Raw genomic sequence first — 23,923 nt, forward strand, 5'->3', positions numbered from 1 at the left:
TTTATCCTTTAAACAAACAAGTGTCACAGAGTTTTGTTGACTTTAAACAACCATTCTTATGTGCCATTCGAAGCTCATTCATTTTTTCACTATGCCATATTTCATAAATACTATTATTGTTAATATTTCCAACAGATATATGCTTTGCACGATGACTTGCGCATGGAACTACTAATCCATCTCCATGTATAAATAACGACTCAAAAGGATAAGAGCATTTTTGTTTTCCAGAAATTGGAGATTCAGAAATAGCCAAACTTCTATCATCATCAAAAGGTGATATTGGGACATAGCGTTGAATTGAAACATAATCTACCTTATCTACCCAATAGCGCTTAAAATCCTCCAGCTCATGTTTGTTTATTTCCTGTAATAAAAAACTTACTCTTATAATGGGCAACTTTACATTTAATTTTTCTCTTAAATTTATAAAATTTTCTATGTTTTTTATAACATTTTTAAAATTCAAACCAAGTCTTATTTTATTATATGTTTCTTCTGTGTAAGCATCTATACTAAAATTCATTCTAGTAATATTTGTGTCGAGTAATTTTCTTGACACCTCTTCTGTTAACAAAGAAGCGTTGGTATTAAAATGAATATCAATTATATTTTTTTTACTGCTAACATACTGCAATCTTTCGATAATATCAGGATCCAATAAAGGCTCATTTGTTTGGGAAACACCAACAGAAGGACACTGATGTTCATCACATTCATCTACCAATCTTTTAAATACTTCAAAAGGCAAATACCCTTTATATTTATAATCATTTCTTAAATCTGCATGTCCATGTACACACATAATACACCTAGCATTACATTTAAATTGATTTTCGAACCTTACAAATAAAGGGAAATCTTGAAAAATATAATTAGATGCATCATTCCATTTTTTTCTATATTCAGTCCATTTGCTTCCGTATTTTTCAACAAAAATAGCATCAATATCTTTTTTCGAATTATTAACCACTCTGCCTGCTGAAGTTGATTCTGTTTTTATTTCTGACATTCTATTACCTCTTTTTCTATTTTTTCATTAATTTTTAGTTCTATTAACCTATAAATCAAATCAAGAACATACAAAAATGCTACAACGCAAAACATCATTTTAATTTTACCAAAAAGCAAGAAAACACTCACTAAAAAAAGCATCAATGAGCAGTCCATTCCTAAAATAAAATTTCTCTCAAGTAACCACTTTTTGATCCCAAACCTTCGAATTTTTTTCAATCTCCTTAACCTACTAGAAAAATAAAACATACCAAAAAAATTATGGATATTCATACAACAAAGAACCAAAATTAAAAAAAACAATGAAAAATTCATTGAGAAAGTTAAAACGATAAAAATAGCATTAAAAAAAATATTATCATTCAGTCGGTCTAGCCTTGAACCTATATAAGTTCTTTTGTTTGTATACCTTGCAAGCATACCATCTGTATGGTCAATCAAAGCGTAACATTGTATTAACAGTGCTGCTAATATAAAATTTTGAAAAAATAAACAGTATAAAATAAAGGGAAATAACAAAGTATTTAAAAAAGTAATTGCTACAGGATGCACATTCATCTTGGCCAATAAAGGTAAAAATCTGCTTATAACTATTATCCTATATATATACTCTATTATATACATACTTTTGCCTTCTAGCCGGTGGTGTTTTTTTATTTTTAATCTATCCATAATTCTTCAACTTAAAACAATTCGTTTGCTATTGTTTCTAACTTATTATAATTTTTGTACGTTTTCATTCTTTGTTGCATACTAAGTCTGTTATTATAATTACTATTTTCTAAAAATAAATTGATATCTTTAATACTTTTAGCGTAATAAAACAACCGCCTATCTCTTCCATACTCAGCAAGCCTTTTTTGATCCTCACTCAAAACCAAACCAATAATTGGAATTTTTAAGAATAAAAACTCATATACAGTTTGCCCACATGCGCAAATACCCATATCATTTTTCATCATCAAATCAGACATTACTGGATTTTCAAAAAAAATTAATTTACTATGCTGGATTTTTAATAATTCAGTTTTATATTTAAATGCTCCGCCCAGAACAACGTTTAAATTAATATTATGTTTTTCTATAAAAGGCAAAATAGAACAAATAATCTCATAAGTTAGATTTTTATCATCACTTCCACCCAATGTTAATAAAATATTATTTATATTTTTACGAATTTTGATTGGTTTTTTGGTATAAAATTCATCTCGTAAAAATTTATAATTAAATAAAAATTTTGTTGCAGTATTTACTTTGTAAGCTAGTTCCTTTGCATAGGGATTTGGATTAATTAAAACATCAACATTATAGTATTTTAATACACACTCATCATCAATGCATATAATTTTTTTAAAATATTTTTTACAATCTTTGAAAAACTCTTCATCAACCATACAATCATCGCACAATAAATAATCAGATTTAATAGCAAAAAGATTCTTAGTTCCATCAATTAAAATTAATTTAAACAAAGAATCTTCAATAAGCTTATGACCTGAAATGAAATCATCGTTATTTAAGCTAACAAACTGAATATTAAAAGAATTTTGTATCTTTGAAGCCAATAACAAAGTTCTCATCACATGTCCAAGTCCTATTTTAAAACCTCCATTGGTATATATTAACATTGTCTTCATTTTTCTAAAACCACTACATAATCACTATCACAAATATTATTATTTTCATGATATATTTCTAGAGTATTTATTTCTATACTGCTAAACATAGAAAAAACTCTTTTTGCTTCTTCTTTATCTAAAAAATACATACTCATTATCTCCCTTTGTAGAAAGTTTGTGAATTATTTTTACTATTGTTTTTATATTGTCTTGAATTTTTTCCATACTAGTTTTTTCATCAAGCCATAAATTTACTATTTGATTTTCCAAAATACTACTATTTTTCAATACCTTTTTTTTAAAAATTTTATTACATCCTATATACCAAGAACTACAATCAATATTATTTTTTCTTAAATTTACTAATAATTTTTCTCTATTACCCAAAAATCTAAAGGTATACCTCCATGCAATACTATCATGTGACAATTTTGGATGAATAATTAAATCATGAATCATTTCTTGCTTGTATATTTGCATCTTTTTAATTCTATTTTTACATATATGCTCTAGTTGATCTAATTTCTTATATAAAACAAAATTATACCGCTCTACTTTATAAAATTTTGTATATTTCAACAATAACTCTTGAAATTTAGTAAAATAATTATCATTTGACTTGTCTAAGTTATAAAATTCTTTGCGATATTCTTGTATATTATGATCCAAATCTTCAAAAACAGGATTAGCAAGAGTATTATTAATGTATCTTAGCTTACTCAGGTCATTCATACTTAATATCCCCCCCCCCATAAAATCATTATCTAAAAATTTTGTATGACCAAAGCTAAATATAGATAAATCACAAAGTGGGTTAAATTTATATGTTTGAGCACAATCTTCAATAATAAATATATTATGAAATTTGCAAAAGCTAATAATATCATTACTACAAATATGTCCATAAACATGAGCTAGTAACAATATATCAAAATTATTAATTTTATAAATTTGTTTTATGCTATTTAAGTCCATTACATAATCATCTAAATTAATATCACAAAACTCATACTCTAATCCTGCCCTAATAGCTGCTATAACTACCTGAGGACATATGATGTTTGGAATCAAAATTTTTGTTCTACCTAATGATTTTGCATATAAAAAGCTAACATATAACGCACTAGTTCCAGAGTAAGTATACAAACATTCTTTTGCTTTAAATTTACCAACTAACTTGTTTTCTAATTTTTTAATCATCAAAAAATCCTCACGGGGATATTATTTTTCAAAAGCTCATTTTTAATATCATTTGGAGTATATTGACTAAAATGAAATATAAAAGCACCTGCTAATGCATTTGCACCAAGTTGTATAGCTTTTACCCCATCTTGAGGATTAGAAAGTCCTCCATTGATAATAAGTGGAATTTTTAATTTACCTTTGAAATACTCTAGTAATTCCCAATCATACCCCAAAGAACTTCCTTCTTTATCAACACTTGTTAAAAGTATCTCCCCTGCTCCGAAATACTCATATTTTAATGCAAGTTCTAATGGATCAATATCTAAAATTTCATTATTAAAAACTTTAAATTTATTTTTGTCTTTTTTTACATCAATCGAGCATACTACACAAGAACTTCCAAAAGCATTTGCTACATTTTTGACAAAACCTGGGTTTTGCAAAGCCATAGAATTAATACTAATTTTATCAGCACCTATATCTAACACTTTTCTAATATCTTCTAAAGTTCTAATCCCACCTCCAATAGTTAAAGGCATAAAACATTCATTAGCTATATCTTCTAAGCTTTCAAAATCTATAACACCGTTTTTATTAATATCCAAAACTATAAGCTCATCAACATTTCTAGCATTATATATCCTAGCTGTGCTTACCACATGTCCTATAGTCCTAAAAGAAGAAAAATTGATACTTTTTACAAGCTGATGATCTTTTAATAACACACAAGGTATGATTCTTGTTTTAAGCATGCTAGACCTTTAAATTTGCAAAATTTTCCAAAAGTTTCAAACCTACATTTTGGCTTTTTTCAGGGTGAAATTGCACAGCAAAAATATTATCTTTTTCAAAACTTACACAAAAAGGTTTTTCATACTCACAAAAAGAAGTCTCCACTCTCTCTAAACACTCTACATAATAAGAATGCACAAAATAAAAATCACTTTTTTCTAAAATTCCATCAAAAAGCTTGCTTTTTTTATCACTAAACTGTAAATCATCCCAACCACTGTGCAATAATTTTTCTTTACTTAAATCAAATTTCAAAACCTTTGCTTTTATAAAATCAAGCCCTTCACACTCTCCGCCCTCATATCCCTTACTAGCAAAAAGTTGCATACCAAGGCAAATCCCCAAAATAGGCTTTTTATCTTTTAAAACACATTCTTTTAAAAGCTCATCTAGTGCAAGTTTTTTTAAATTTTCCATACCTTGTTTAAAAGATCCAACGCCTGGCAAAACTAATTTAGAAGCATTTTTTATATCTTCTTTTTTAGAACTTATAATCACTTCTTGATTAAGTTTTTCAAAAGCTTTTAAAACAGATTTAAAATTTCCAAGATGATAATCAACAATACAAATCATTTCAAAATAAACTCATCTTTTTTTATCAACGACCCATCACTATCTCTTAAGAATTTACCATTTTCATCGCGTTTAAATATCTTTTTATTAGTAAAAGAATCTACAATTTTTTCAAATTCTTTTTCACTAAAACCACTAAATTCCAAATACTTCTTAATAGCCTTTTTAGGTGGCTTTCCATCATATTTATTTACAAGTCTCACACCCTCTTCACGGCTAATATAGCCAAGTCTTATATCCAAACACGCATTATCTGTAGCTCTTCCAAAACCATATTTGCAGTATTTTAAATAATCATGCACATGATTTGAATAACAATCTAAATTTTCAAAATTCTCATAAGTAGTTTCAACTGGTTTTGTACTAGTTTTAAAACCATTTTCTTGGGCTAATTTTAAATTATACTTATAATCCCATTTAAAATAATATCCCAAAAATAACCCTGTAACTCCTACTCTTTGAAGCTCTTCATCACTTGGATAAGTATAAAAATATAAATCCTTTTCTCTAATACCATCAACACCAATCATATCAGAAATTCTATTACCCAAAAGTCCGCCAAATTCTTCAAGCCACTCTCTACCTAAAGTATTTTTTTCTTTAGAACTAGCTGGCCCACCATATTCAATCTGCGGACTTTCCCCCCAAATAATCAAAGGAATGTCAAAAGCAACAGCTACTTTTGGAACACATGTAAAAATCCCCAAATGGTTTTGCCATTCATTATCACCCGTTCTTATAAAAGCTTCGCGGGCTAATTTTTTATACACCAAAGGATTTCTTTTGATATGGATTAAATCAACACCAAGATTATTTAAATTTTTTAAATTCTTTTTACCTATTTTAGTAGGAATACTTGGTTCAAAACAAACACACAAAGGATTGAGTCCAAGTTCAAGACATTTTAAAACTTGAAAGGTAGAATCCTTACCACCACTTACTCCTATCACACAATCATACACAGGATGTTTTTTATATTTTTTAACGAGTTCTAGAAATTCTTTTTCACGCTCTTGCCAATTTATCTCATGATTTTTAGCTTCTTGCGAGCAACACGCATCACAAATTCCCTCATCATTAAAATGCAAATCAGGCTTAGTATCTGGCATAACGCATTTTTTACAAAATTTCATATTAACTCCAAAAAATCTTTATAGTCATCGTAAATCGACTATGATTATATTTTCTAAAGATAAATAAATTTTATTTTGTTACAATATTTTTTATTTAAAGGTTTATAAATTATGGATTTAACTTTACTTCCTTATATGATTATAGGAATTTTTTCAGGTATGGCTTCAGGGGTTTTTGGCATAGGTGGTGGTATGATTATCGTTCCTTTCATGCTTACTTTAGGACTTAGCTCTCATCATGCTGTTGCAATTTCTGTTGTACAAATGATTTTTGCTTCTATTTTTGGTTCCTATTTAAACTATAAAAAGAAAAATTTAATCTTAAAAGATGGACTTATCATAGGCTTTGGAGGCTTTTTAGGTGCGATGTTTAGCGGGCTTTTACTCTCGTATTTTTCAGATATAACCTTAACAAGTATTTTTCTATGCGTGAGTATTGTATTCTTTTTAAAATTTGCTTTTAATCAAAAAAGCACCATTGGAAACATTAACCACTCTAATATCTTAAAAAATTCTATTTTGCTAATTTGTGGCGTATTTACAGGAATTTTTGCTATATCTTTAGGGATTGGCGGTGGGCTTTTAATCACCCCTATTCTAGCTTATTTTTTAGGCTATGATACTAAAAAAGTAGTACCACTTAGTTTGTTTTTTGTGATTTTTGCTTCCATTTCAGGAATTAGTTCTTTTGTATATAATGACATCATTGATAAAGAAGTCTTGCAAAATGGAAGCTTAGTAGGACTTAGTTCTATGCTAGGGGTTTATCTTGGTATTAAAATCATGGAAAAAATCAACCTTAAATCCCACCGCATAGCACTTTTGGGCATCTACACTCTTTCTATAACTATGACTATTATAAGCTTGATTAAAAAGCTAAATTTATTTTAATCTATCAGCAAATTTTTGTCTATTAGAAGTATAGACAAAGCTTAAAACTTCCGCCACTGCTTTAAAAAGCTCTGGTGGGATAAGATCATTTACCTCACATGCTTTATAAAGTTCTCTTGCTAAAGGAGGATTTTCATAAATCATCACATTATATTCATATGCCATATCTTTTATACGCAAAGCTAAAAAGTCCACTCCTTTAGCTAAAACTTTTGGTGCAGCTTCCTTAGAGCTATCATAACGCAAAGCAACCGCATAGTGAGTAGGGTTAGTAATCACCACATCAGCACTAGCGACATCTTGCACCATTCTGCGTCTTGCTGCTTCCATTTGCAAACGACGAATTCTTCCTTTTACCAAAGGATCTCCTTCGCTTTGTTTGTATTCATCTTTGATTTCTTGTTTGCTCATACGCAAATTTTTAAAGTACTGATACCTTACCAAAAGCACATCTAAAAGTCCAATAATCAAAAAAGCTATAATCACAATAGCCGCAAGTATAATAGCCTTATCCCTAAGCCATAAAAGTTGTGGATAAATCGTATAAAGCTCCACTCTAGGAAGTTCTTTCATAAATTGTAATAAAAAAACAAAGGCTATTCCAAAAACCACTCCAACTTTAAGAGTAATTTTTAAAGCTTCAATGATTTTTTTCAAAGAAAAAAGATTTTTAAGACCATTAATAGGGTTAATTTTGTTAAAATTTGGAGTGATAGGCTTGGTGGTAAAAATAAAACCAAATTGCATTAAATTCCCAAGCACGCCTGCAACCATAATCGTTAAAGTAATAGGTAAAACCATAATAAACATTTCTATCATAGTTTTTATAATAATTTTTTGCAAGATTTTTAAATCAAGTTCTATACCTATAAAGCTTTGATAAAACCTATATAAACCACTAATTCTCTCACCTATAAAAGGTAGCATAAACAACACCACGACCACAGCTATAACAAGTACAGCCACAGCAGATGCATCTTGGCTTTTTGGAACATTACCCTCTTTACGAGCATCTTCTATTTTCTTGGACGTGGGTTCTTCTGTTTTTTCTTGATCATCAGCAGCCATAAAAAACCTTTAAATTTTTAAAGCAAAATTATAGCATTTAATCCACAAGTATCAACAAATTTAAACTATTTTATTTGTTAAAAATTTTGATTTTAAATTTTAAAAGTATTAAATATAAAAATAAATGAGTAGAATAAATAAAATATTAAAAGCCTACATAAGCAGGCTTTTAGTTTTTATAGTTTACTTTCGTTTTTGCTTAGATAATCAGCAACACCTTTAGGGTCAGCTTTCATACCTTCATCACCTTTGTTCCAGCCAGCTGGGCAAACTTCACCATGTTCATTAGTAAATAACATAGTATCAACCATTCTAATCATCTCATCAATGTTTCTTCCAAGTGGTAAGTCATTGATCACTGCATGACGAATTGTTCCATCAGCATCAAGTAAGAAAGAACCTCTTAAAGCAACTGCCTCTTCAAATAAAACATCAAAATTTCTAGCGATTTGTTTAGTTAAGTCAGCTACTAAAGGAAATTTAACTTGACCTATACCACCTTGATTTACTGGCATATTTTTCCATGCAAAGTGAGAAAATTCATTATCGCAAGATACGCCGATTACTTCAATACCTCTATCTTTAAAATCTTGATATCTTTTATCAAAAGCAATGATTTCAGATGGGCAAACAAAAGTAAAGTCTTTTGGATAGAAAAATACTACCGTGCCTTTTGGTCCTATATTTTTATAAAGATTAAAATCTTCAACTATTTGGTTATTTCCTAATACAGCTGGTGCTGTAAAATCAATAGCTTTTTTAGTAACTATCATTTTTTATCTCCTAATTAATAAATTTTATTTGTAACAAAATAATATCATTTGTAAATTTAAAAATTTATTAATTGTGTAAAATTATCCATAATTTAATTTTATTATCAAAATTAATAGATTTTAAGAATAAAATTAACACAATTTTGATAATCTTGCATTCAACATTAATATTAAGGAGTAAAAAATGGCAGTTAAAATTACTGATATTTGTATAGCATGTGGTTCTTGTATAGATGAATGCCCAGTAAGTGCTATCGTAGATGATGCAAATAATCCTGAGGGCGAAGACAGATATTATGTTTATGCAGATAAATGTGTTGAATGTGTAGGACACAATGATCAACCAGCCTGTGCAAGTGCTTGCCCAACTGATGGTTGTATTGTATGGAGTGATGTAGTAGGTGGTCAACCAAGTCGTGATAACATCGGTAGTGATTTAAGAGACGGTTCAACTCCAGTATTTGCTTAATAAATTTAATGTAAGTATCTTGATTTCAAGTTACTTACAAACCCTTCAATAACTCTAAACTTTTATATAAATTTAAAGCATTTTTTGGTATAATTAGCTCTTTTATAAATATAAAACTTATTTAAATTAAGGGGACGATTTTGGAAAAAACACTTTCTATTATTAAACCTGATGCAGTAAAAAAAGGTGTTATTGGTCAAATTTTAACACGCTTTGAAAACAATGGTCTAAGAATAGCAGCAACAAAAAAAATACAGCTTTCAGAAAAAGAAGCGCAAGAATTTTATGCTGTACACAAAGACAGACCTTTTTTTAAAGATTTAGTTGAATTTATGATCAGCGGTCCGGTTGTGGTTTCTGTTTTAGAAGGCGAAAATGCAGTGTTAAAAAACAGAGAATTAATGGGTGCTACAAATCCAAAAGAAGCAGCTCCTGGTACTATTAGAGCAGATTTTGCAGATAGTATTGATGCAAATGCAGTTCATGGAAGTGATAGCTTAGAAAATGCAAAAATTGAAATAGAATTTTTCTTTTCAAAAACTGAAATTTTATAATGAAAATTGCCTTTGCAAAACTTAGCTCTGTGGCTTATCCTTTTAAGCTAGATCTTGATAATATAGTTTTTGAAGGAACTATTACAAAAGTTAATCCAAAATTAGCAAAAATAAAAGCTAATTTCAAAGGATTTACTTATAGAAACTGCGATCGATGTGGCGATGAAATAGAGCTTGAAATCGATCAAAATATAGAGCTTTTTGCAAGCGATGGAATTTTTAAAGATGAAAATAATACTTTAAGTGATACTATGGAGTTTTTTGACTCTCATATAGATTTAATAGAACTTGCCACAAGTGAGTTACAATCTTATTTAAGTGATTATTTTTATTGTAATAAATGTTTAAATTAATAAAGGAGTAAAAAATGGCAGTACCTAAGAGAAGAGTGAGTAAAACTCGTGCAGCAAAACGCAGAACTCATTATAAAGTTACCTTACCTATGCCTATAAAAGACAAAGATGGTAGCTATAAAATGCCTCACCGTGTAAATCCAGTAACTAAGGAATATTAATAACGATGACAAGCATTGCTATTGATGCAATGGGTGGTGATTTTGGGGAAAAACCTATCATAGAAGGTGTGATTCAAGCTCTAAAAGAGCGTGAATTTAAAGCTATCTTGGTAGGGGATCCTCAAAAACTAAAAACCTTGATTCCTCAAGAATTAAACTCATACATAGAATACGAAGAAGCTTTTGATGTGTTTGCTATGGATGAAAATTCCACAGATGCACTAAAAAGAAAAGATAGTACTATTTACAAAGCCATTGATTTAGTAAGAAATCAAAAAGCAAAAGCTGTTGTTTCTGCTGGGCATAGTGGAGCTACTATGAGTTTAGCTACATTAAGGCTTGGAAGATTAGCAAATATTGCTAGACCTGCAATTGCTACTTTAATGCCAAATATCCATTCAAGAACACTTGTACTAGATGTTGGAGCAAATGTTGATTGTAAAAGTGAGCATTTATTTCAATTTGCTATTATGGGTGAAGCCTATGCTAAAGAGATTTTAAAAATTGCCAAACCTAGAGTTGCTTTACTATCAAATGGCGAAGAAGAATGTAAGGGAAATGAGCTTACCAAAGAAACTCATCAACTCTTAAAACAACTTCCAAATTTTGTCGGAAATGCCGAAGGTAGAGATATCTTTAATGGTACTATAGATGTATTAGTATGTGATGGATTTAATGGGAATATTTTGCTTAAAACAGGAGAAGGTGTAGCAAGTGTTATCACAAAGCTTCTAAAACAAGAAATTCAAAAATCTTTTTTAGCAAAACTAGGCTATCTTTTAGCAAAACCAGCTTTTAATGAACTAAAAACTCATATTGACTATGAAGAATACGGTGGAGCTCCGCTTTTGGGTGTAAAAGAATGTGTCATTATAAGTCATGGAAAAAGTGGTCCAAAAGCTATAAAAAATGCTATTTTTCAAGCATTAAATTTCACACAATCAAATATAAATCAAACTATAGAAAAAGAACTTTCTAATTATGAAATCAACTAAAGCTTCCTTAAAAAGTATAGCTTCTTATATCCCTACAAAAACTCTGAGTAATTTTGACTTAGAAAAAATGGTTCAAACTAGTAATGAATGGATATTAAGAAGAACTGGTATAGAACAAAGACACATAGCAAATGATGATGAGAATACAAGCGATCTTGGTACTAAAGCAGCTATTAAAGCCATACAAAGAGCTAATTTAAATCCTCAAGATATAGATGCGATCATCGTAGCTACTTTAAGCCCTGATTATTTTACCATGCCATCAACTGCATGTAAAATCGCTCATAATTTGGGCTTAAAAAATATCACCGCTTTTGATATTTCTGCCGCATGCTCAGGATTTATTTATCTTTTAGAGCTTGCAAAATCTATGGTTGAAAGTGGTACTAAAAAAAATGTATTAATCATAGGAGCTGAAAAAATTAGTTCTATTATGGATTATACTGATAGAAGCATTTGCGTGCTATTTGGCGATGGAGCTGGGGCTGGAATTGTATCTTTAGATGATAATTTTCCTATTATAGACACTCATACTGCAAGCGATGGGGAATTTGGAGATTTATTAATGACTCAAAGAGCTCAAAAAAGCAGTATCTGCTCTCCACTTTCCATGCAAATGAAAGGAAATGAGGTATTTAAAATCGCGGTGAATACTCTAAGTAATGATGTTATTGAAATTCTTGCAAAAAACAATATAAAAAGTGAAGAAATTGATCTTTTTATACCTCATCAAGCTAATTTAAGAATTATCAAAGCCGTACAAGAAAAATTAAATTTTACAGATGAACAATGCGTAGTTACTGTCCAAAAATATGGCAATACCTCAGCTGCTTCAATTCCTATGGCAATGAATGATGCTTACGAACAAGGTCGTTTAAAACAAGGTTCTTTAATATTGCTTGATGCTTTTGGTGGTGGTTTCACTTGGGGTTCAGCATTATTTCGTTTTGGTGGAGAAAATAACAAATAAGTAAAAACTTATTTGTTATTAAAAGCTCCAATTTGATCTAACACTGACTTTCTAGTTTGATTATCTGAAGAATCTACGCGGATATAAAATTCAACTCTATTGTTTATTTCATCTTCTTTGTTTGCACTCAAAGGATAATTTTCACCAAAACTAACCACTATAAGTTGAGCTGGATTAATTCCTCTAGTAATCAAATAATCAGCCACAACTTGAGCTCTTTTACTTGCTAAATCAAAATTTCTTTTAGGATCTTTATCACTTGCATCAGTATAACCTCTAAGTTCTATTTGAGCTTGTTTTGGCATTCTTTTTAAAACTTCGCTAATACGTTTTAGAAAATCTTGCACATCAGCTGAATCAATTTGTGTACTACCCCTAGCAAATTCAACCCTTGCAGGCAAATTTAAAACGATATTATTTTCTCTTTGATCTAATGCTGCTTTTAATTTTTCTATATTTTCTTGTTGGGTGATACTTAATTTTTTAAGCTTTTCAAGCTCTTCAACATTTGCATTAGATGGTGCACTGTATTTATTATGCACTTCACTTTCTTTTTCTAAAGGATTTGAAGCAGTAAATTCAAAAATTTTAACAAATTCAGTTTTTAAAGCCTCAGTTTTAGCGGGGTTACTTTCAGAAATCGCCCAAAGAGCAATAAAAAGCGCCAAAAGCAAACTTAAAAAGTCTGCATAAGGCACAGCCCATTTTTCACCTGCTGGACATTCTGGACATTTATGTTTTTTTCCCATTTTTTAACTCTTACTTATCAAATTGAGAAATTCTAGGCTCACCTTGTCCAAGGTAATTAAACAATTTAGCCTCTAAATCTCTAGGGTTAGCTCCCTCTGCAATACTTACTATAGCATGTGAGATCACTATCCTTTCTTTAATGAGCTCATGAGCATTAGCTTTGATTTTATGACCCCAAGGTCCAAATAAAGCATAAGCACCAAAAATCCCAGTTACCGTTGCAGTAAATGCTCCTGCAATACCTGCTGCCATAGCTTGAGGATCATCTAAAAGTTGCAAAGCAAGCATAAGTCCCATAACCGCACCAACAAGTCCCATAGTAGGACAAGTCTCACCAAAACGGATCCAGTATTCTGCCGTTTCTTTGTAATATTCTTCCATTTCCTCTATTTGGATTTCCATACTTTCTTTAATCTCTTCTACGCTCTTACCATCAACCATCATCATCATGGTTTCTTTTAAAAACTCATTATCAATTTCATTAGTTTTTGACTCTAAAGCCAAAAGCCCATCTCTTCTTGCTATGATAGAGTATTCTACAAGCTCAGCTATCCTTTGACTTAAATTTACCCCCGCACCTTTAAAGGCAAGTTTTAATTCTTTATAAGCTGCTTTAACAAATTTTTTATGAGTTGCTGTCATCGCACAAAAAGCCGCAGTTGGAACCACGATCAAAAATGAACTTAAATGCAAAACATGCAAAGGGTTACCACCCTCTAAAATATCCCCCACAGAAATACTAACAACAGCTAATACCATCCCAAGTATGGTTGAAAGATCCATTAATTATTCTCCTTATTTTAATGCGCCCCAATTTTTGGCAATACTTGATGAAGTTTTTAATTTAACTTTTAATTTTACAATATTTTCCATAATATCACTAGCATTTTTTGCAAATTCCTCACAAAGTTCATCTTTTACTTCAAAAATAAGCTCATCATGGATTTGTAAAATCAAGCGTTTATTCTCATCTAAATCTTTTGCAATTTCTATCATTGCAAGTTTTATTATATCGGCAGCAGAACCTTGAAGTGTAGAGTTAATGCTCTCTCTTTCATACATTGCCACATGCATAGGCTTTGCATTTTCAAAGTCAAAATAACGCTTACGGCCTAGTAAAGTCTTTATAAAACCATTTTGCTTAGCTTCATTTTTTACCTTTTCAAAATAAGTTTTTATACTAGTAAAATTCTCAAAATATTTTTCAATATATTCTTTAGCCAACTTTGCTTCTATTTTTAAATTTTGACTCAAAGTCTTATAACCCATACCATAAATAAGACCAAAATTTATACTTTTAGCAATACTTCTTGTCTCATAATCACTACGGTTAAAAATCATAATAGCAGTTTTTGCATGAATATCCTCATTGTTTGAAAACGCTTCTAATAATTTCTCATCTTCACTAAAATGCGCTAGCATTCTAAGCTCAATTTGTGAATAATCAAGCGAGATAAAACTAAATCCTTCTTTTGCTACAAAACAAGATTTATAATCTTTAGCATATTGACCATGCGCAGGGATATTTTGCAAATTTGGATCTTTTGATGAAAGGCGTCCCGTGGCTGTTCCTGTTTGTAAAAAGCTTGAATAAATTCTTGAGTTTTCATCTTTTTTAGCTAATTTCAACAAAGGTTCACAATAAGTGGAAACTAATTTAGCAAGCTCTCTATAAGCTAAAATTTCTCTCACAATCGGATGTTCATCTAAAATAGCATTTAAAACCTTTTCATCAGTAGAATATCCTGTTTTGCTTTTTTTACCACTTGGTAGCTTTAGTTTTTCAAATAAAATATCCCCTACTTGTTTTGGAGAATTAATATTAAATTTTTCACCTGCTAAATCATATATTTTTTCACTAAGTATTTTTATATCTTGATTAAAACTTTGCATTAGGCTTTCAAGCTTTTGAGTATCAAGTTTAATGCCATTATTTTCCATCATAATAAGCACTTTGATAAATTCAAACTCACTTTTTTGCGCAAGCTCAAACAAAGGCTTTTCTAAATTTTTTAAAAAATACAAATAAAATCTTAAAGCAACATAAGCATCCTCGGCTGCATATTTACAAGCTTTTTCTATATCCACCCCTGCAAAGCTTTCTCCTTTTTTTACCAAGTCTTCAAAATGCAAAGTCTCATAATCAAACAATCTTTTTGCTAAATCATCCATATTTACACGCAAACTTGGCTCTTTAAGCCATGCAAGTATCATAGTATCAGCATAGTTTTTTGGAGGAAGTAAATTAAAATTGTTTTTTATAATCTCAAAATCATATTTAAGATTATGACCTATAACCATGCTTTGATAGATTTTTTCTATACCCTTTTTAGCTACTTGCATAGAAATTTGCTTACAAACACCTAAATAATCATGTGCAAGTGGCACATAAAAAGCTTCACTTTCATGAAAACAAAAACTAAACCCTACTATCTTTGCTTCTTTAGTATCTAAGCCCGTAGTTTCAGTGTCAAAAGCAACAATGCTTTGATCATCAATTTTTTCTAAAATTTCAAATAATTCTTTCTCATCTAAAATTAATCTTGCATTAAATCCTAAATTTTTATCTTTATTAGTAGGATTAGTACGTAGTTTTTTTAATAAAGCATTTAATTCATAATGCTCCAAAATATCCATAATCTTAAGCAAGGGCTCATCTTTTGGATACTTACAATTTAAAAGCATATCTTTTACATCTAAATTTTCATACAAAGAAGCAAGTTTTTTGCTTAAAAAGGCATTTTCTTTGCCCTCAAGCAATAAATTACGACTTCTTTCATTACGCACTAGTGTTAAGTTTTCATAGATTCCCTCAATGCTTTCAAACTCATCAAGTAAATTCTTAGCTCCCTTAGCACCAATTCCTTTTACCCCTGGGATATTATCTGAGCTATCTCCACATAGAGCTAAAAAATCTCTTATTTGGCTAGGTTTTACCCCATATTTTTCTAAACACCCTGCTTCATTATAATCATTTTTTGAAATAGGACTATAAATACTAACTTTATCATCTTTTATAAGTTGATACAAATCTTTATCTTGAGTAATAATTCTTATAAAAATATCCTTATTTTCACACTCTTTAACCAAAGATGCGATGATATCATCAGCCTCATATCCTTCGCAAGAAAAACTTGAAAAACCCATTTTTTCTATCATTTGAATGCAAATTGGAATTTGAGCTAATAAATCAGGTGGAGGTGGAGTGCGGTTGATTTTATAATTTGGATCAATTTCACTTCTAAAAGTTTTTCCTTTACTATCAAGAGCAAAAATAATCATATCACTAGGATGATCATTTTTCAAACTATAAATAAAATTAGCAAAACCGCTAATCATATTACTAGCTTCGCCTTTTGAATTTTTCAAACCCTTTAAAGCATAAAAAAGTCTAAAGAAAAAGCCAAAAGTATCAATTATCGTTAAAGTTTTCATTTTTTTCCTATATATAAAAAATAACAATAATTATCGCCCAAAATTATTTAAAAGTCGGTAAAAAGTATTAAATTTCCATTTTAAGCATTTTAGATAAAATTATCATTTTGAAATTTCAAATAAAGGTTTAATCTTGCAAACAAAATCAATCGCGGATGAAAATTTTCAAACTCCACAAGGAAAAAAGGCCTTTAAAAAGGCTGTGTTTTCGTGTTGGCTAGGAACTGCTATGGAATATGCAGATTTTGCACTTTATGGCTTAGCTGCAGCTACTGTTTTTTCAGAAGTTTTCTTTCCTGAGCAAACTCCTGTTATAGCATTATTGCTTAGTTTTGTTACTTATGGTATAGGTTTTATTGCTAGACCTATTGGAGCTTTATTTTTTGGATATTTAGGAGATAAATACGGAAGAAAAAATGTATTGATGAGCACCATTGCATTAATGGGTATTTCAACTACTTTAATTGGTTTTATACCAAGTTATGCAGTAATTGGAATTTGGGCTCCTATATGTTTGGTTATTTTGCGTTTTATGCAAGGCTTTGGCGCAGGTGCTGAGCTTTCAGGTGGGACTGTCATGCTTGGAGAATACGCTCCTAGCAAACATAGAGGTTTAATCTCTTCCATCATCGCTCTTGGATCAAATAGCGGAACCTTGCTTGCAGCTTTTGTGTGGCTTTTAGTTACAAGCATGGATGATTCTAGTTTTAAAGAATGGGGATGGAGAATTCCTTTTATAGGAAGTATTTTTATAGCACTTTTTGCTGTTTATATGCGTTTAAATGTAAAAGAAACTCCTGTTTTTGAAAAACAAAAAGAATTAATGCTAAAAATTCGTCATGAAAATGAAGTACATATGAAAAAAGATGAAAGAACTTTTTGGCAAAAAAGTCGTGCATTTTGGACTATGGTGGGTATAAGAATAGGAGAAAATGGGCCATCTTATCTCGCACAAGGCTTTATAGTAGGCTATGTAACTAAAATTTTACTTCTTGATAAATCAGTAGCCACAACTGCTGTTGTTATCGCTTCTTTGGTGGGATTTTTAGTTATACCTTTAGCAGGATATTTAAGTGATAAATTTGGAAGACGTATTACTTATAGAACCTTTTGCTTACTTTTAATGCTTTATGCCTTCCCTGCTTTTATGCTACTTGATAGTAAAAATGAAATTATTGTAATTTTAACTATCATCGTAGGTATGTCTTTGGCATCTTTAGGGATTTTTGGTGTGCAAGCTGCGTGGGGTGTAGAACTTTTTGGAGCAAAAAATCGCTATACCAAAATGGCGCTAGCAAAAGAATTTGGCTCTATACTTTCAGGGGGTACTGCTCCTATGATAGCTTCAGCTTTGCTTGCTTATTATGGCACTTGGTGGCCAATAGCCTTGTATTTTGTTATCACCGCAGGAATTGGTTTTATCACAACCTTCTTTGCGCCAGAAACTAGAGGTAGGGATTTAAATTTAATAGAAGATGCGATATGATACGCCTTATTTTAGATACTGATATAGGTAATGGCGTAGCAGGGGCTAATACCGATGATGGTTTAGCTCTTGGACTTATTTTAGCCTCCAAAGAAATCAAACTTGAGATGATTAGCACTTTAAGTGGTAATGTGCAAGCTTTAACCGCTTATAGTGTTGCTAAAGATTTATTAAATAAGCTTAATCTAGACATACCTTTGTATTTAGGTGCTCATGAAGCTTTATATGAAGATAGTCGTTTTTGGAGACAAAGACTAGATAAAAGCGTAGAAGAGTTTAAGCTTACTCATCTTTGGGATCATATAAAACCTATAAAAATCTTAGAAAACATAAGCCCAAATGCTTGTATGAAAATGGGCGAACTTGTTATGCAAAATCCAGGTGAAATTTCAATTTGTGCTATAGGACCTTTAACAAATATAGCCATAGCCATGAAGCTTTTTAAAGACTTTGATAAAAACGTGAAAGAAATTTTTATCATGGGTGGAAGCTTTGATATGCCTTATCATATCAAAGATACAAATTTTGGTTTTGATCCTGAAGCTGCTAGTATAGTTTTAAACTCAAGAGCTAAAATCACACTTGTTCCTTATAATGCAACAATGCAAACTATGCTCACTCATGAAGATTTAAATGCTTTAGAAAATCAAAATCCTCTTTGTGATTTTTTAGTACAGACTTTAAGAGTTTGGATTGATTATGCAAGCAAAACAAGAGGCACAAATGGCACATGGATACATGATGCATTAACTGTTGCTTATATGCTTGATCCTAATTTAGCAAATTTTAATGAGTATTTAGTAGATGTCATTTGTGATAGTACTTTTGCTAGAGGAAGCACGATAAGGTGTTTTAAAGATGCAAAAATGCCTATGAAAAATCATGAATTAAAAAACACTATAAAAGTTTTAAAAGATATTGATAATGCTAGACTTTTAAATCTTTTAAAATCAAGACTTTTAAATGGAATTTGCTATGAAAATTACAAAAGCATAACGACTTAATTTACCCAAGGCTATAAAAATACTTGCTTTTAAAAAAGAATACTTAGCAAATCCAAGCCCTAGCGCAAAAAGATCTCCCACTATGGGCAAAAAAGTAAAAAAAGCATACAAAGAGCCAAATTTTTTAAAGTTTGCATTGATTTTTTCTAATTTACGTAAAGAGCCTTTAAAATATTTTTCTAAAATTTGGCTCTCTCCAAAATAAGCTAACGCATAAGTACTCAAACTACCCAAAGTATTCCCCAAACTTGCAACAAATAAAACCATATAAGCATTAAAATCTAATTTCACAAAAGCAAGCACAAAAGCTTCACTTGCCATAGGTAAAAGTGTGCTAGAGAGAAAACATACTATAAAAAGCCCTATATAGCTTATATCATTATATAAAAAATCAAACATACAAATTTTCTTAGTATTTATTTTCTAAACTATCATTTTAAAGAATTTTTAATAATAATTATCTTAGAATGTAAAGTCATTTGGCAATTTTTTAAAAGGAAAAACTATGGAAAGGGAAAAATTTTCTAAACTAAATTTAGAATACTCATTTAACAAAGCTTCTTTTTCTTGGCGTTAAGCCTGCTCTACATTTTCAATCATTTTTATTTTACATTTTTAGTTTTAGTTGATCATTTTTGATTTTATATTATTAATCATTTTAAGGAAATACTATGAAAAAATATTATGGAAAATTTGGTGGGCAATTTGTGCCAAATGAAGTAAAAATAGCATTAGATGAAGTAGAAAAAGCTTTTTTAAAACTCAAAAAAGATAAAGATTTTAACACAGAATTAAAAGAACTCTTAGCTAATTATGTGGGAAGACCTACGCCTTTATACCATGCTAAAAATTTAAGCAAGCTTTATAATCATGAAATTTATTTAAAAAGAGAAGACTTAACTCACACAGGAGCTCATAAGATCAACAATGCCATAGCTCAAGCCTTAATGGCAAAGAAAATGAATAAGAAAAAAATTATTGCTGAAACTGGAGCAGGACAACACGGGCTTGCAACTGCTACTGCAGCAGCACTTTTGGGACTTGAATGTGAGATATTTATGGGGGCTATTGATGTAAAAAGACAAGCCTTAAATGTCTATAAAATGGAGCTTTTAGGAGCAAAAGTTCATGCGGTAGAAAGTGGAAGTAAAACTTTAAGCGATGCAGTAGATGAGGCTTTAAATTTTTGGGTTAAAAATACTAAAGAAGTATTTTATGTAGTAGGAAGTGCAGTGGGGCCTTATCCTTATCCGCAAATTGTTACGCATTTTCAAAGTATTATAGGTAAAGAATGCAAAATGCAACTTAGAAAATTAAATAAAAAAGTAGATTACATCATAGCAGCAGCTGGAGGTGGTAGCAATGCTGCTGGAATTTTTCATGCATTTTTAAAAGATGAAAAAGTTAAGCTTATAGGCGTTGAAGCAGCAGGTTTAGGAAAAGATACACCTTATCATGCAGCTACACTTACTAAAGGTAAAGAGGGTATTATCCATGGTATGAAAACTAAGGTTTTACAAGATGATAAAGGAAACATTGCTCATACTTTTAGCATCTCTGCTGGGCTTGATTACCCTGGCATAGGTCCTTTGCACGCATATTTACAAGAAAGTAAAAGAGCAAGTTATTATGCTATTAGCGATGATGAGTGTATTAATGCTTTAAAATTATTATGTAAAGAAGAAGGTATTATACCCGCTATTGAAAGCTCACATGCATTAGCTTATCTAGAAAAACTTTGCCCTACTTTAAAGAAAAAAAGCGTGATAGTTGTAAATCTTTCAGGAAGAGGCGATAAAGATATGCAAAGTATTTATGAGTATAAAAAAGGTGAAATTTATGGTTGAAGTAAAACTTCAGCCAATTTATTTTTTTGTGTTTTTTAGCTCTAAATTTAGATAATACCCCGTATAAGAACCACTTTTTTCATGATTTTTAGCAAGCTCTTCAACGCTACCTTTAGCTATAACCTTACCACCTTTAACTCCACCTTCAGGTCCCATATCGATGATATAATCAGCATTTTTAATAACATCTAAATTATGCTCTATCACAAACACACTATTTCCAAGATCAACTAAATGTTGCAAAACTAAAATAAGTTTATTAACATCTTCAAAATGAAGTCCTGTTGTAGGCTCATCTAAAATATAAAGAGTTTTTCCTGTATCGCTTCTGCTTAATTCTTTAGCTAGCTTAATACGCTGAGCCTCCCCACCACTTAAAGTAGTTGCATTTTGTCCTAAGGTAAGATAATCAAGCCCAACTTTTACCAAAGTATCAAGCTTTTGTTTTATCTTTGGCACAGAAGTAAAAAACTCACTTGCTTCAATAATACTCATATTTAAAACATCAGCTATGCTTTTACCTTTATATTTAATCTCTAAAGTTGCATCATTATATCTTTTACCATTGCAAACATCACAAGTTACCATCACATCAGGTAAAAAGTGCATTTCTATTTTAATTTCACCATCGCCGCTGCACTTTTCACATCTTCCACCTTTAACATTAAAAGAAAAACGCCCTGCTTTATAACCTCGCATTTTAGCTTCTTTAGTAGCTGCAAAAAGATTACGAATTTCATCCATAGCGCCTGTATAAGTAGCAGGATTTGAACGCGGTGTTCTTCCTATAGGACTTTGATCAAGATAAATCACCTTATCAAGTTTTTCCAAACCTTCTATTTTAGCCCCACTTAGTTTTTTAACTTTTTTAGCACGGTTAAGCTCTTCTTTTGCAAATGGAAGCAAAGTTTGTAAAATCAATGAGCTTTTACCACTTCCTGAAACGCCTGTAATTGCTACAAGATTGCGTAGTGGAAAATCTACGCTTAGATTTTGAATATTATTAATACTCACATCTTTTAAACTAATAAAATCTTTTTGTTCTCTATTTTTTTGATGGGCAATTTGCTTTTTACCGCTCATATAAAGGGCGGTTTGGCTTTTGCTTTTTAATAATTCTTTATAAGTTCCACTAAATACAACCTCACCACCAAATTTACCAGCATTTGGACCAATATCTACGATAAAATCTGCCTCTTCTATAGTCATTTTATCATGCTCAACCACGATTAAAGTATTACCCTTTTGCTGAAGATTTCTTAAAGTTTTAATGAGTTTTGCCGTATCTCGCTCATGTAAACCAATGCTAGGCTCGTCTAAAACATACATCACTCCACTTAAACCACTACCAATTTGAGATGCTATACGAATTCTTTGAGCCTCACCCCCGCTAATGGTTCTTGCATCACGCCCTAAAGATAAATACCCAAGTCCTACATCATAAAGAAAAAACAATCTTTCATTAATTTCTTTAAAAATAGGCTTAGCTATCAATCTTTCTTGCTCACTTAAATACGCAAAATTAGCTTCTTTTGAAAAAAATGCAGTGGTATTTTCTATGCTCATATCTAAAATTTCACCCAAATTTTTCTCAGCTACTTTTACAGCTAAACTCTCAGCTCTTAAACGATGGCCATTGCAATCTTTGCAAGTTTTTTCGCTCATATACTCGCTTAAATCTTTTTCATCTTTTAGCATTTCATAGGCATATTTAACCGCACCTTCAAATTTACGACTTAAGCGATGTCTTTTCCATAAAAAGTTAATTTCCTTGGCATTACCATAAAGCACTAGACGCTTTTCTTCTTCACTTAACTCATTATATGGAATTTTTATCCTGATATCATTTTGCTCACAAAAGGCCATTAAAAACTTATAATAATAACTTTTATTAAACCCATATAAAAGCTTTATAGCTCCTGCTTCTAAGCTTAATTCTTCATTGATAAGCTTTTTCATATCTAGCGTATATCTTATACCAAGACCATCACAACTTGGACAAGCACCTTTTGGAGAATTAAAAGAAAAACTCAAAGGCTCAAGCAAAGGAAAAGAAATTTTACAATCAAAACAAGCATTATGCTCACTATAATGAAAATGTTTTGCTATGTTTAATTCTTCATTATTTAAAACTTCAATTTCCACTTCACCAAAGCTCTCACTAAGCCCTTTTTCTATATCGCTTGCAAGTCTTGCTAGCATATCATCTTGCACTTGGAGTCTATCTATTACAAGTTTTATTGTATGTTTTTTGGTTTTAGCAAGCTCAATATCCTCATCAAGACGCGTTAAAACCCCATCAATTTGTGCTCTAACATAGCCTTTTGCGACTAAATTTTCCAAAAGATCTGCAAAAGTTCCCTTTTTTTCTTTAATCAACGGCGCATAAATGATGATTTTTGCCCCTTTTGGAAGCTTTAAGATTTCACCTACGATATCTGCTGCACTCATAGATGAAATTTTTTGACCACATTGATGACAATGTTGCGAGCCAATCCTTGCGTATAAAAGTCTTAGATAATCATAAATTTCAGTAATAGTTCCAACGGTTGATCGAGGATTTTTAGAAGTTGTTTTTTGATCAATAGCAATAGCAGGAGTTAAACCTTCTATTTTATCAACATTTGGTTTACCCACTTTATCTAAAAACTGCCTTGCATAAGCACTTAAACTTTCAATATAGCGACGTTGTCCTTCTGCATAAAGCGTACCAAAAGCTAAAGTGGATTTACCACTTCCACTAAGTCCTGTAAAAACTATGAGTTTATTTTTAGGAATTTCTAGGTTGATATTTTTAAGGTTATTCTCTTTAGCACCAATGATATTTATTTTGTCATTATTCATAAAAATC

At 30.6% G+C, this 23,923-nt stretch carries 25 protein-coding genes; 10 read left to right on the forward strand and 15 right to left on the reverse strand.

Annotated features, from left to right (window positions below; translation table 11 throughout):
* Window position 1 precedes the first annotated feature (1 nt).
* Genes L8X36_RS02805 through L8X36_RS02840 form a run of 8 tightly spaced genes read right to left on the reverse strand, consistent with a single transcriptional unit; the run spans window position 2 to window position 6,316 of the window.
* Window positions 2–1,012 carry a radical SAM/SPASM domain-containing protein gene (locus L8X36_RS02805; protein WP_263682419.1) on the reverse strand — a complete coding sequence of 337 codons (1,011 nt, stop codon included), beginning with the start codon at window positions 1,010–1,012 and terminating at the stop codon, window positions 2–4.
* A complete protein-coding gene (locus L8X36_RS02810; RefSeq protein WP_318530086.1) occupies window positions 1,000–1,686 on the reverse strand; it encodes a CDP-alcohol phosphatidyltransferase family protein in 687 nt (228 codons plus the stop codon). Before L8X36_RS02810 ends, L8X36_RS02805 begins: the two co-directional genes overlap by 13 nt.
* Before the next feature lie 11 nt (window positions 1,687–1,697).
* Window positions 1,698–2,642, reverse strand: a complete 945-nt coding sequence (locus L8X36_RS02815; RefSeq protein ID WP_263682420.1) for a hypothetical protein — start codon at window positions 2,640–2,642, stop codon at window positions 1,698–1,700.
* A 5-nt stretch (window positions 2,643–2,647) separates the two neighbouring features.
* A complete protein-coding gene (locus L8X36_RS02820) occupies window positions 2,648–2,788 on the reverse strand; it encodes a hypothetical protein (RefSeq protein WP_263682421.1) in 141 nt (46 codons plus the stop codon).
* Window positions 2,766–3,833 (reverse strand): DegT/DnrJ/EryC1/StrS family aminotransferase, encoded by a 1,068-nt coding sequence (locus L8X36_RS02825; RefSeq protein ID WP_263682422.1) that lies wholly within the window; start codon window positions 3,831–3,833, stop codon window positions 2,766–2,768. The genes L8X36_RS02820 and L8X36_RS02825 overlap by 23 nt, the downstream gene beginning before the upstream one ends.
* The gene (locus tag L8X36_RS02830) at window positions 3,833–4,570 is read right to left on the reverse strand and encodes a HisA/HisF-related TIM barrel protein (RefSeq protein ID WP_263682423.1); all 738 of its coding nucleotides are present in this window, start codon (window positions 4,568–4,570) and stop codon (window positions 3,833–3,835) included. Before L8X36_RS02830 ends, L8X36_RS02825 begins: the two co-directional genes overlap by 1 nt.
* A gap of 1 nt (window position 4,571) precedes the next feature.
* On the reverse strand, window positions 4,572–5,183 hold the full coding sequence (hisH, locus tag L8X36_RS02835) for an imidazole glycerol phosphate synthase subunit HisH (protein WP_263682424.1): 612 nt from the start codon (window positions 5,181–5,183) through the stop codon (window positions 4,572–4,574).
* Complete coding sequence (locus L8X36_RS02840; protein WP_263682425.1) at window positions 5,180–6,316, reverse strand: N-acetyl sugar amidotransferase; 1,137 nt, start codon at window positions 6,314–6,316, stop codon at window positions 5,180–5,182. The genes hisH and L8X36_RS02840 overlap by 4 nt, the downstream gene beginning before the upstream one ends.
* Window positions 6,317–6,427: 111 nt before the next feature.
* Between L8X36_RS02840 and L8X36_RS02845 the strand changes: the two genes are divergently transcribed.
* Entirely contained in the window at window positions 6,428–7,207 is a 780-nt protein-coding gene (locus tag L8X36_RS02845; protein ID WP_214118291.1) for a sulfite exporter TauE/SafE family protein, read from the forward strand.
* Here L8X36_RS02845 and flhB read toward each other — a convergent pair.
* Window positions 7,199–8,275, reverse strand: coding sequence for a flagellar biosynthesis protein FlhB (gene flhB, locus L8X36_RS02850; RefSeq protein ID WP_214125024.1), 1,077 nt, complete (start codon window positions 8,273–8,275; stop codon window positions 7,199–7,201). The two genes, L8X36_RS02845 and flhB, sit on opposite strands and share 9 nt — an antisense overlap.
* A gap of 176 nt (window positions 8,276–8,451) precedes the next feature.
* Complete coding sequence (locus tag L8X36_RS02855; protein WP_263682426.1) at window positions 8,452–9,048, reverse strand: peroxiredoxin; 597 nt, start codon at window positions 9,046–9,048, stop codon at window positions 8,452–8,454.
* 184 nt (window positions 9,049–9,232) lie between these two features.
* On the opposite strand from L8X36_RS02855, the gene L8X36_RS02860 reads away from it, so the two are divergent.
* The 6 genes from L8X36_RS02860 to L8X36_RS02885 all read left to right on the forward strand — a co-directional run bounded on the left by L8X36_RS02860 (window position 9,233) and on the right by L8X36_RS02885 (window position 12,550).
* Window positions 9,233–9,517, forward strand: coding sequence for a DUF362 domain-containing protein (locus L8X36_RS02860; RefSeq protein ID WP_173786825.1), 285 nt, complete (start codon window positions 9,233–9,235; stop codon window positions 9,515–9,517).
* 140 nt (window positions 9,518–9,657) lie between these two features.
* The gene (gene ndk / locus L8X36_RS02865; protein WP_173786824.1) at window positions 9,658–10,071 is read left to right on the forward strand and encodes a nucleoside-diphosphate kinase; all 414 of its coding nucleotides are present in this window, start codon (window positions 9,658–9,660) and stop codon (window positions 10,069–10,071) included.
* On the forward strand, window positions 10,071–10,424 hold the full coding sequence (locus L8X36_RS02870) for a DUF177 domain-containing protein (RefSeq protein ID WP_257396532.1): 354 nt from the start codon (window positions 10,071–10,073) through the stop codon (window positions 10,422–10,424). The genes ndk and L8X36_RS02870 overlap by 1 nt, the downstream gene beginning before the upstream one ends.
* 14 nt (window positions 10,425–10,438) lie before the next feature.
* A complete protein-coding gene (gene rpmF / locus L8X36_RS02875) occupies window positions 10,439–10,585 on the forward strand; it encodes a 50S ribosomal protein L32 (RefSeq protein ID WP_012662034.1) in 147 nt (48 codons plus the stop codon).
* A gap of 5 nt (window positions 10,586–10,590) precedes the next feature.
* Window positions 10,591–11,580 (forward strand): phosphate acyltransferase PlsX, encoded by a 990-nt coding sequence (plsX, locus tag L8X36_RS02880; RefSeq protein ID WP_263663938.1) that lies wholly within the window; start codon window positions 10,591–10,593, stop codon window positions 11,578–11,580.
* Window positions 11,567–12,550 (forward strand): beta-ketoacyl-ACP synthase III, encoded by a 984-nt coding sequence (locus L8X36_RS02885; RefSeq protein ID WP_263682427.1) that lies wholly within the window; start codon window positions 11,567–11,569, stop codon window positions 12,548–12,550. Before plsX ends, L8X36_RS02885 begins: the two co-directional genes overlap by 14 nt.
* A gap of 8 nt (window positions 12,551–12,558) precedes the next feature.
* Here the strand turns inward: L8X36_RS02885 and motB are convergent, their stop codons facing one another.
* From motB to polA, 3 genes are read right to left on the reverse strand one after another with little or no spacing between them, the layout of a single operon-like run.
* A complete protein-coding gene (motB, locus tag L8X36_RS02890; RefSeq protein ID WP_263663936.1) occupies window positions 12,559–13,299 on the reverse strand; it encodes a flagellar motor protein MotB in 741 nt (246 codons plus the stop codon).
* Between the two features lie 10 nt (window positions 13,300–13,309).
* On the reverse strand, window positions 13,310–14,083 hold the full coding sequence (motA, locus tag L8X36_RS02895; protein WP_039619177.1) for a flagellar motor stator protein MotA: 774 nt from the start codon (window positions 14,081–14,083) through the stop codon (window positions 13,310–13,312).
* A 12-nt stretch (window positions 14,084–14,095) separates the two neighbouring features.
* Window positions 14,096–16,735 carry a DNA polymerase I gene (polA, locus tag L8X36_RS02900; protein WP_263682428.1) on the reverse strand — a complete coding sequence of 880 codons (2,640 nt, stop codon included), beginning with the start codon at window positions 16,733–16,735 and terminating at the stop codon, window positions 14,096–14,098.
* A 130-nt stretch (window positions 16,736–16,865) separates the two neighbouring features.
* On the opposite strand from polA, the gene L8X36_RS02905 reads away from it, so the two are divergent.
* Window positions 16,866–18,221, forward strand: coding sequence for an MFS transporter (locus tag L8X36_RS02905; protein WP_263682515.1), 1,356 nt, complete (start codon window positions 16,866–16,868; stop codon window positions 18,219–18,221).
* On the forward strand, window positions 18,221–19,225 hold the full coding sequence (locus L8X36_RS02910) for a nucleoside hydrolase (protein ID WP_263682516.1): 1,005 nt from the start codon (window positions 18,221–18,223) through the stop codon (window positions 19,223–19,225). The genes L8X36_RS02905 and L8X36_RS02910 overlap by 1 nt, the downstream gene beginning before the upstream one ends.
* Here the strand turns inward: L8X36_RS02910 and L8X36_RS02915 are convergent.
* Window positions 19,181–19,624 carry a YqaA family protein gene (locus L8X36_RS02915; protein WP_263682429.1) on the reverse strand — a complete coding sequence of 148 codons (444 nt, stop codon included), beginning with the start codon at window positions 19,622–19,624 and terminating at the stop codon, window positions 19,181–19,183. The genes L8X36_RS02910 and L8X36_RS02915 overlap by 45 nt on opposite strands.
* A gap of 272 nt (window positions 19,625–19,896) precedes the next feature.
* On the opposite strand from L8X36_RS02915, the gene trpB reads away from it, so the two are divergent.
* Window positions 19,897–21,072 (forward strand): tryptophan synthase subunit beta, encoded by a 1,176-nt coding sequence (gene trpB, locus L8X36_RS02920; RefSeq protein WP_263682430.1) that lies wholly within the window; start codon window positions 19,897–19,899, stop codon window positions 21,070–21,072.
* Between the two features lie 18 nt (window positions 21,073–21,090).
* Here trpB and uvrA read toward each other — a convergent pair whose 3' ends face one another.
* Window positions 21,091–23,916: an excinuclease ABC subunit UvrA gene (gene uvrA, locus L8X36_RS02925; RefSeq protein WP_263682431.1), complete on the reverse strand. Its 2,826-nt coding sequence runs from the start codon at window positions 23,914–23,916 to the stop codon at window positions 21,091–21,093.
* Window positions 23,917–23,923 lie beyond the last annotated feature (7 nt).

Source organism: Campylobacter sp. CNRCH_2014_0184h (genome assembly GCF_025772985.1).
Taxonomy (GTDB): Bacteria; Campylobacterota; Campylobacteria; order Campylobacterales; family Campylobacteraceae; genus Campylobacter_D.

Excerpts from the sequence above, each read along its gene's own strand:
- L8X36_RS02805 (WP_263682419.1), bottom strand. The coding sequence starts at position 1,012 with ATGTCAGAAATAAAAACAGAATCAACTTCAGCAGGCAGAGTGGTTAAT.
- L8X36_RS02810 (WP_318530086.1), bottom strand. The coding sequence starts at position 1,686 with ATGGATAGATTAAAAATAAAAAAACACCACCGGCTAGAAGGCAAAAGT.
- L8X36_RS02815 (WP_263682420.1), bottom strand. The coding sequence starts at position 2,642 with ATGTTAATATATACCAATGGAGGTTTTAAAATAGGACTTGGACATGTG.
- L8X36_RS02820 (WP_263682421.1), bottom strand. The coding sequence starts at position 2,788 with ATGAGTATGTATTTTTTAGATAAAGAAGAAGCAAAAAGAGTTTTTTCT.
- L8X36_RS02825 (WP_263682422.1), bottom strand. The coding sequence starts at position 3,833 with ATGATTAAAAAATTAGAAAACAAGTTAGTTGGTAAATTTAAAGCAAAA.
- L8X36_RS02830 (WP_263682423.1), bottom strand. The coding sequence starts at position 4,570 with ATGCTTAAAACAAGAATCATACCTTGTGTGTTATTAAAAGATCATCAG.
- hisH (WP_263682424.1), bottom strand. The coding sequence starts at position 5,183 with ATGATTTGTATTGTTGATTATCATCTTGGAAATTTTAAATCTGTTTTA.
- L8X36_RS02840 (WP_263682425.1), bottom strand. The coding sequence starts at position 6,316 with ATGAAATTTTGTAAAAAATGCGTTATGCCAGATACTAAGCCTGATTTG.
- L8X36_RS02845 (WP_214118291.1), top strand. The coding sequence starts at position 6,428 with ATGGATTTAACTTTACTTCCTTATATGATTATAGGAATTTTTTCAGGT.
- flhB (WP_214125024.1), bottom strand. The coding sequence starts at position 8,275 with ATGGCTGCTGATGATCAAGAAAAAACAGAAGAACCCACGTCCAAGAAA.
- L8X36_RS02855 (WP_263682426.1), bottom strand. The coding sequence starts at position 9,048 with ATGATAGTTACTAAAAAAGCTATTGATTTTACAGCACCAGCTGTATTA.
- L8X36_RS02860 (WP_173786825.1), top strand. The coding sequence starts at position 9,233 with ATGGCAGTTAAAATTACTGATATTTGTATAGCATGTGGTTCTTGTATA.
- L8X36_RS02870 (WP_257396532.1), top strand. The coding sequence starts at position 10,071 with ATGAAAATTGCCTTTGCAAAACTTAGCTCTGTGGCTTATCCTTTTAAG.
- rpmF (WP_012662034.1), top strand. The coding sequence starts at position 10,439 with ATGGCAGTACCTAAGAGAAGAGTGAGTAAAACTCGTGCAGCAAAACGC.
- plsX (WP_263663938.1), top strand. The coding sequence starts at position 10,591 with ATGACAAGCATTGCTATTGATGCAATGGGTGGTGATTTTGGGGAAAAA.
- L8X36_RS02885 (WP_263682427.1), top strand. The coding sequence starts at position 11,567 with ATGAAATCAACTAAAGCTTCCTTAAAAAGTATAGCTTCTTATATCCCT.
- motB (WP_263663936.1), bottom strand. The coding sequence starts at position 13,299 with ATGGGAAAAAAACATAAATGTCCAGAATGTCCAGCAGGTGAAAAATGG.
- motA (WP_039619177.1), bottom strand. The coding sequence starts at position 14,083 with ATGGATCTTTCAACCATACTTGGGATGGTATTAGCTGTTGTTAGTATT.
- polA (WP_263682428.1), bottom strand. The coding sequence starts at position 16,735 with ATGAAAACTTTAACGATAATTGATACTTTTGGCTTTTTCTTTAGACTT.
- L8X36_RS02915 (WP_263682429.1), bottom strand. The coding sequence starts at position 19,624 with ATGTTTGATTTTTTATATAATGATATAAGCTATATAGGGCTTTTTATA.
- trpB (WP_263682430.1), top strand. The coding sequence starts at position 19,897 with ATGAAAAAATATTATGGAAAATTTGGTGGGCAATTTGTGCCAAATGAA.
- uvrA (WP_263682431.1), bottom strand. The coding sequence starts at position 23,916 with ATGAATAATGACAAAATAAATATCATTGGTGCTAAAGAGAATAACCTT.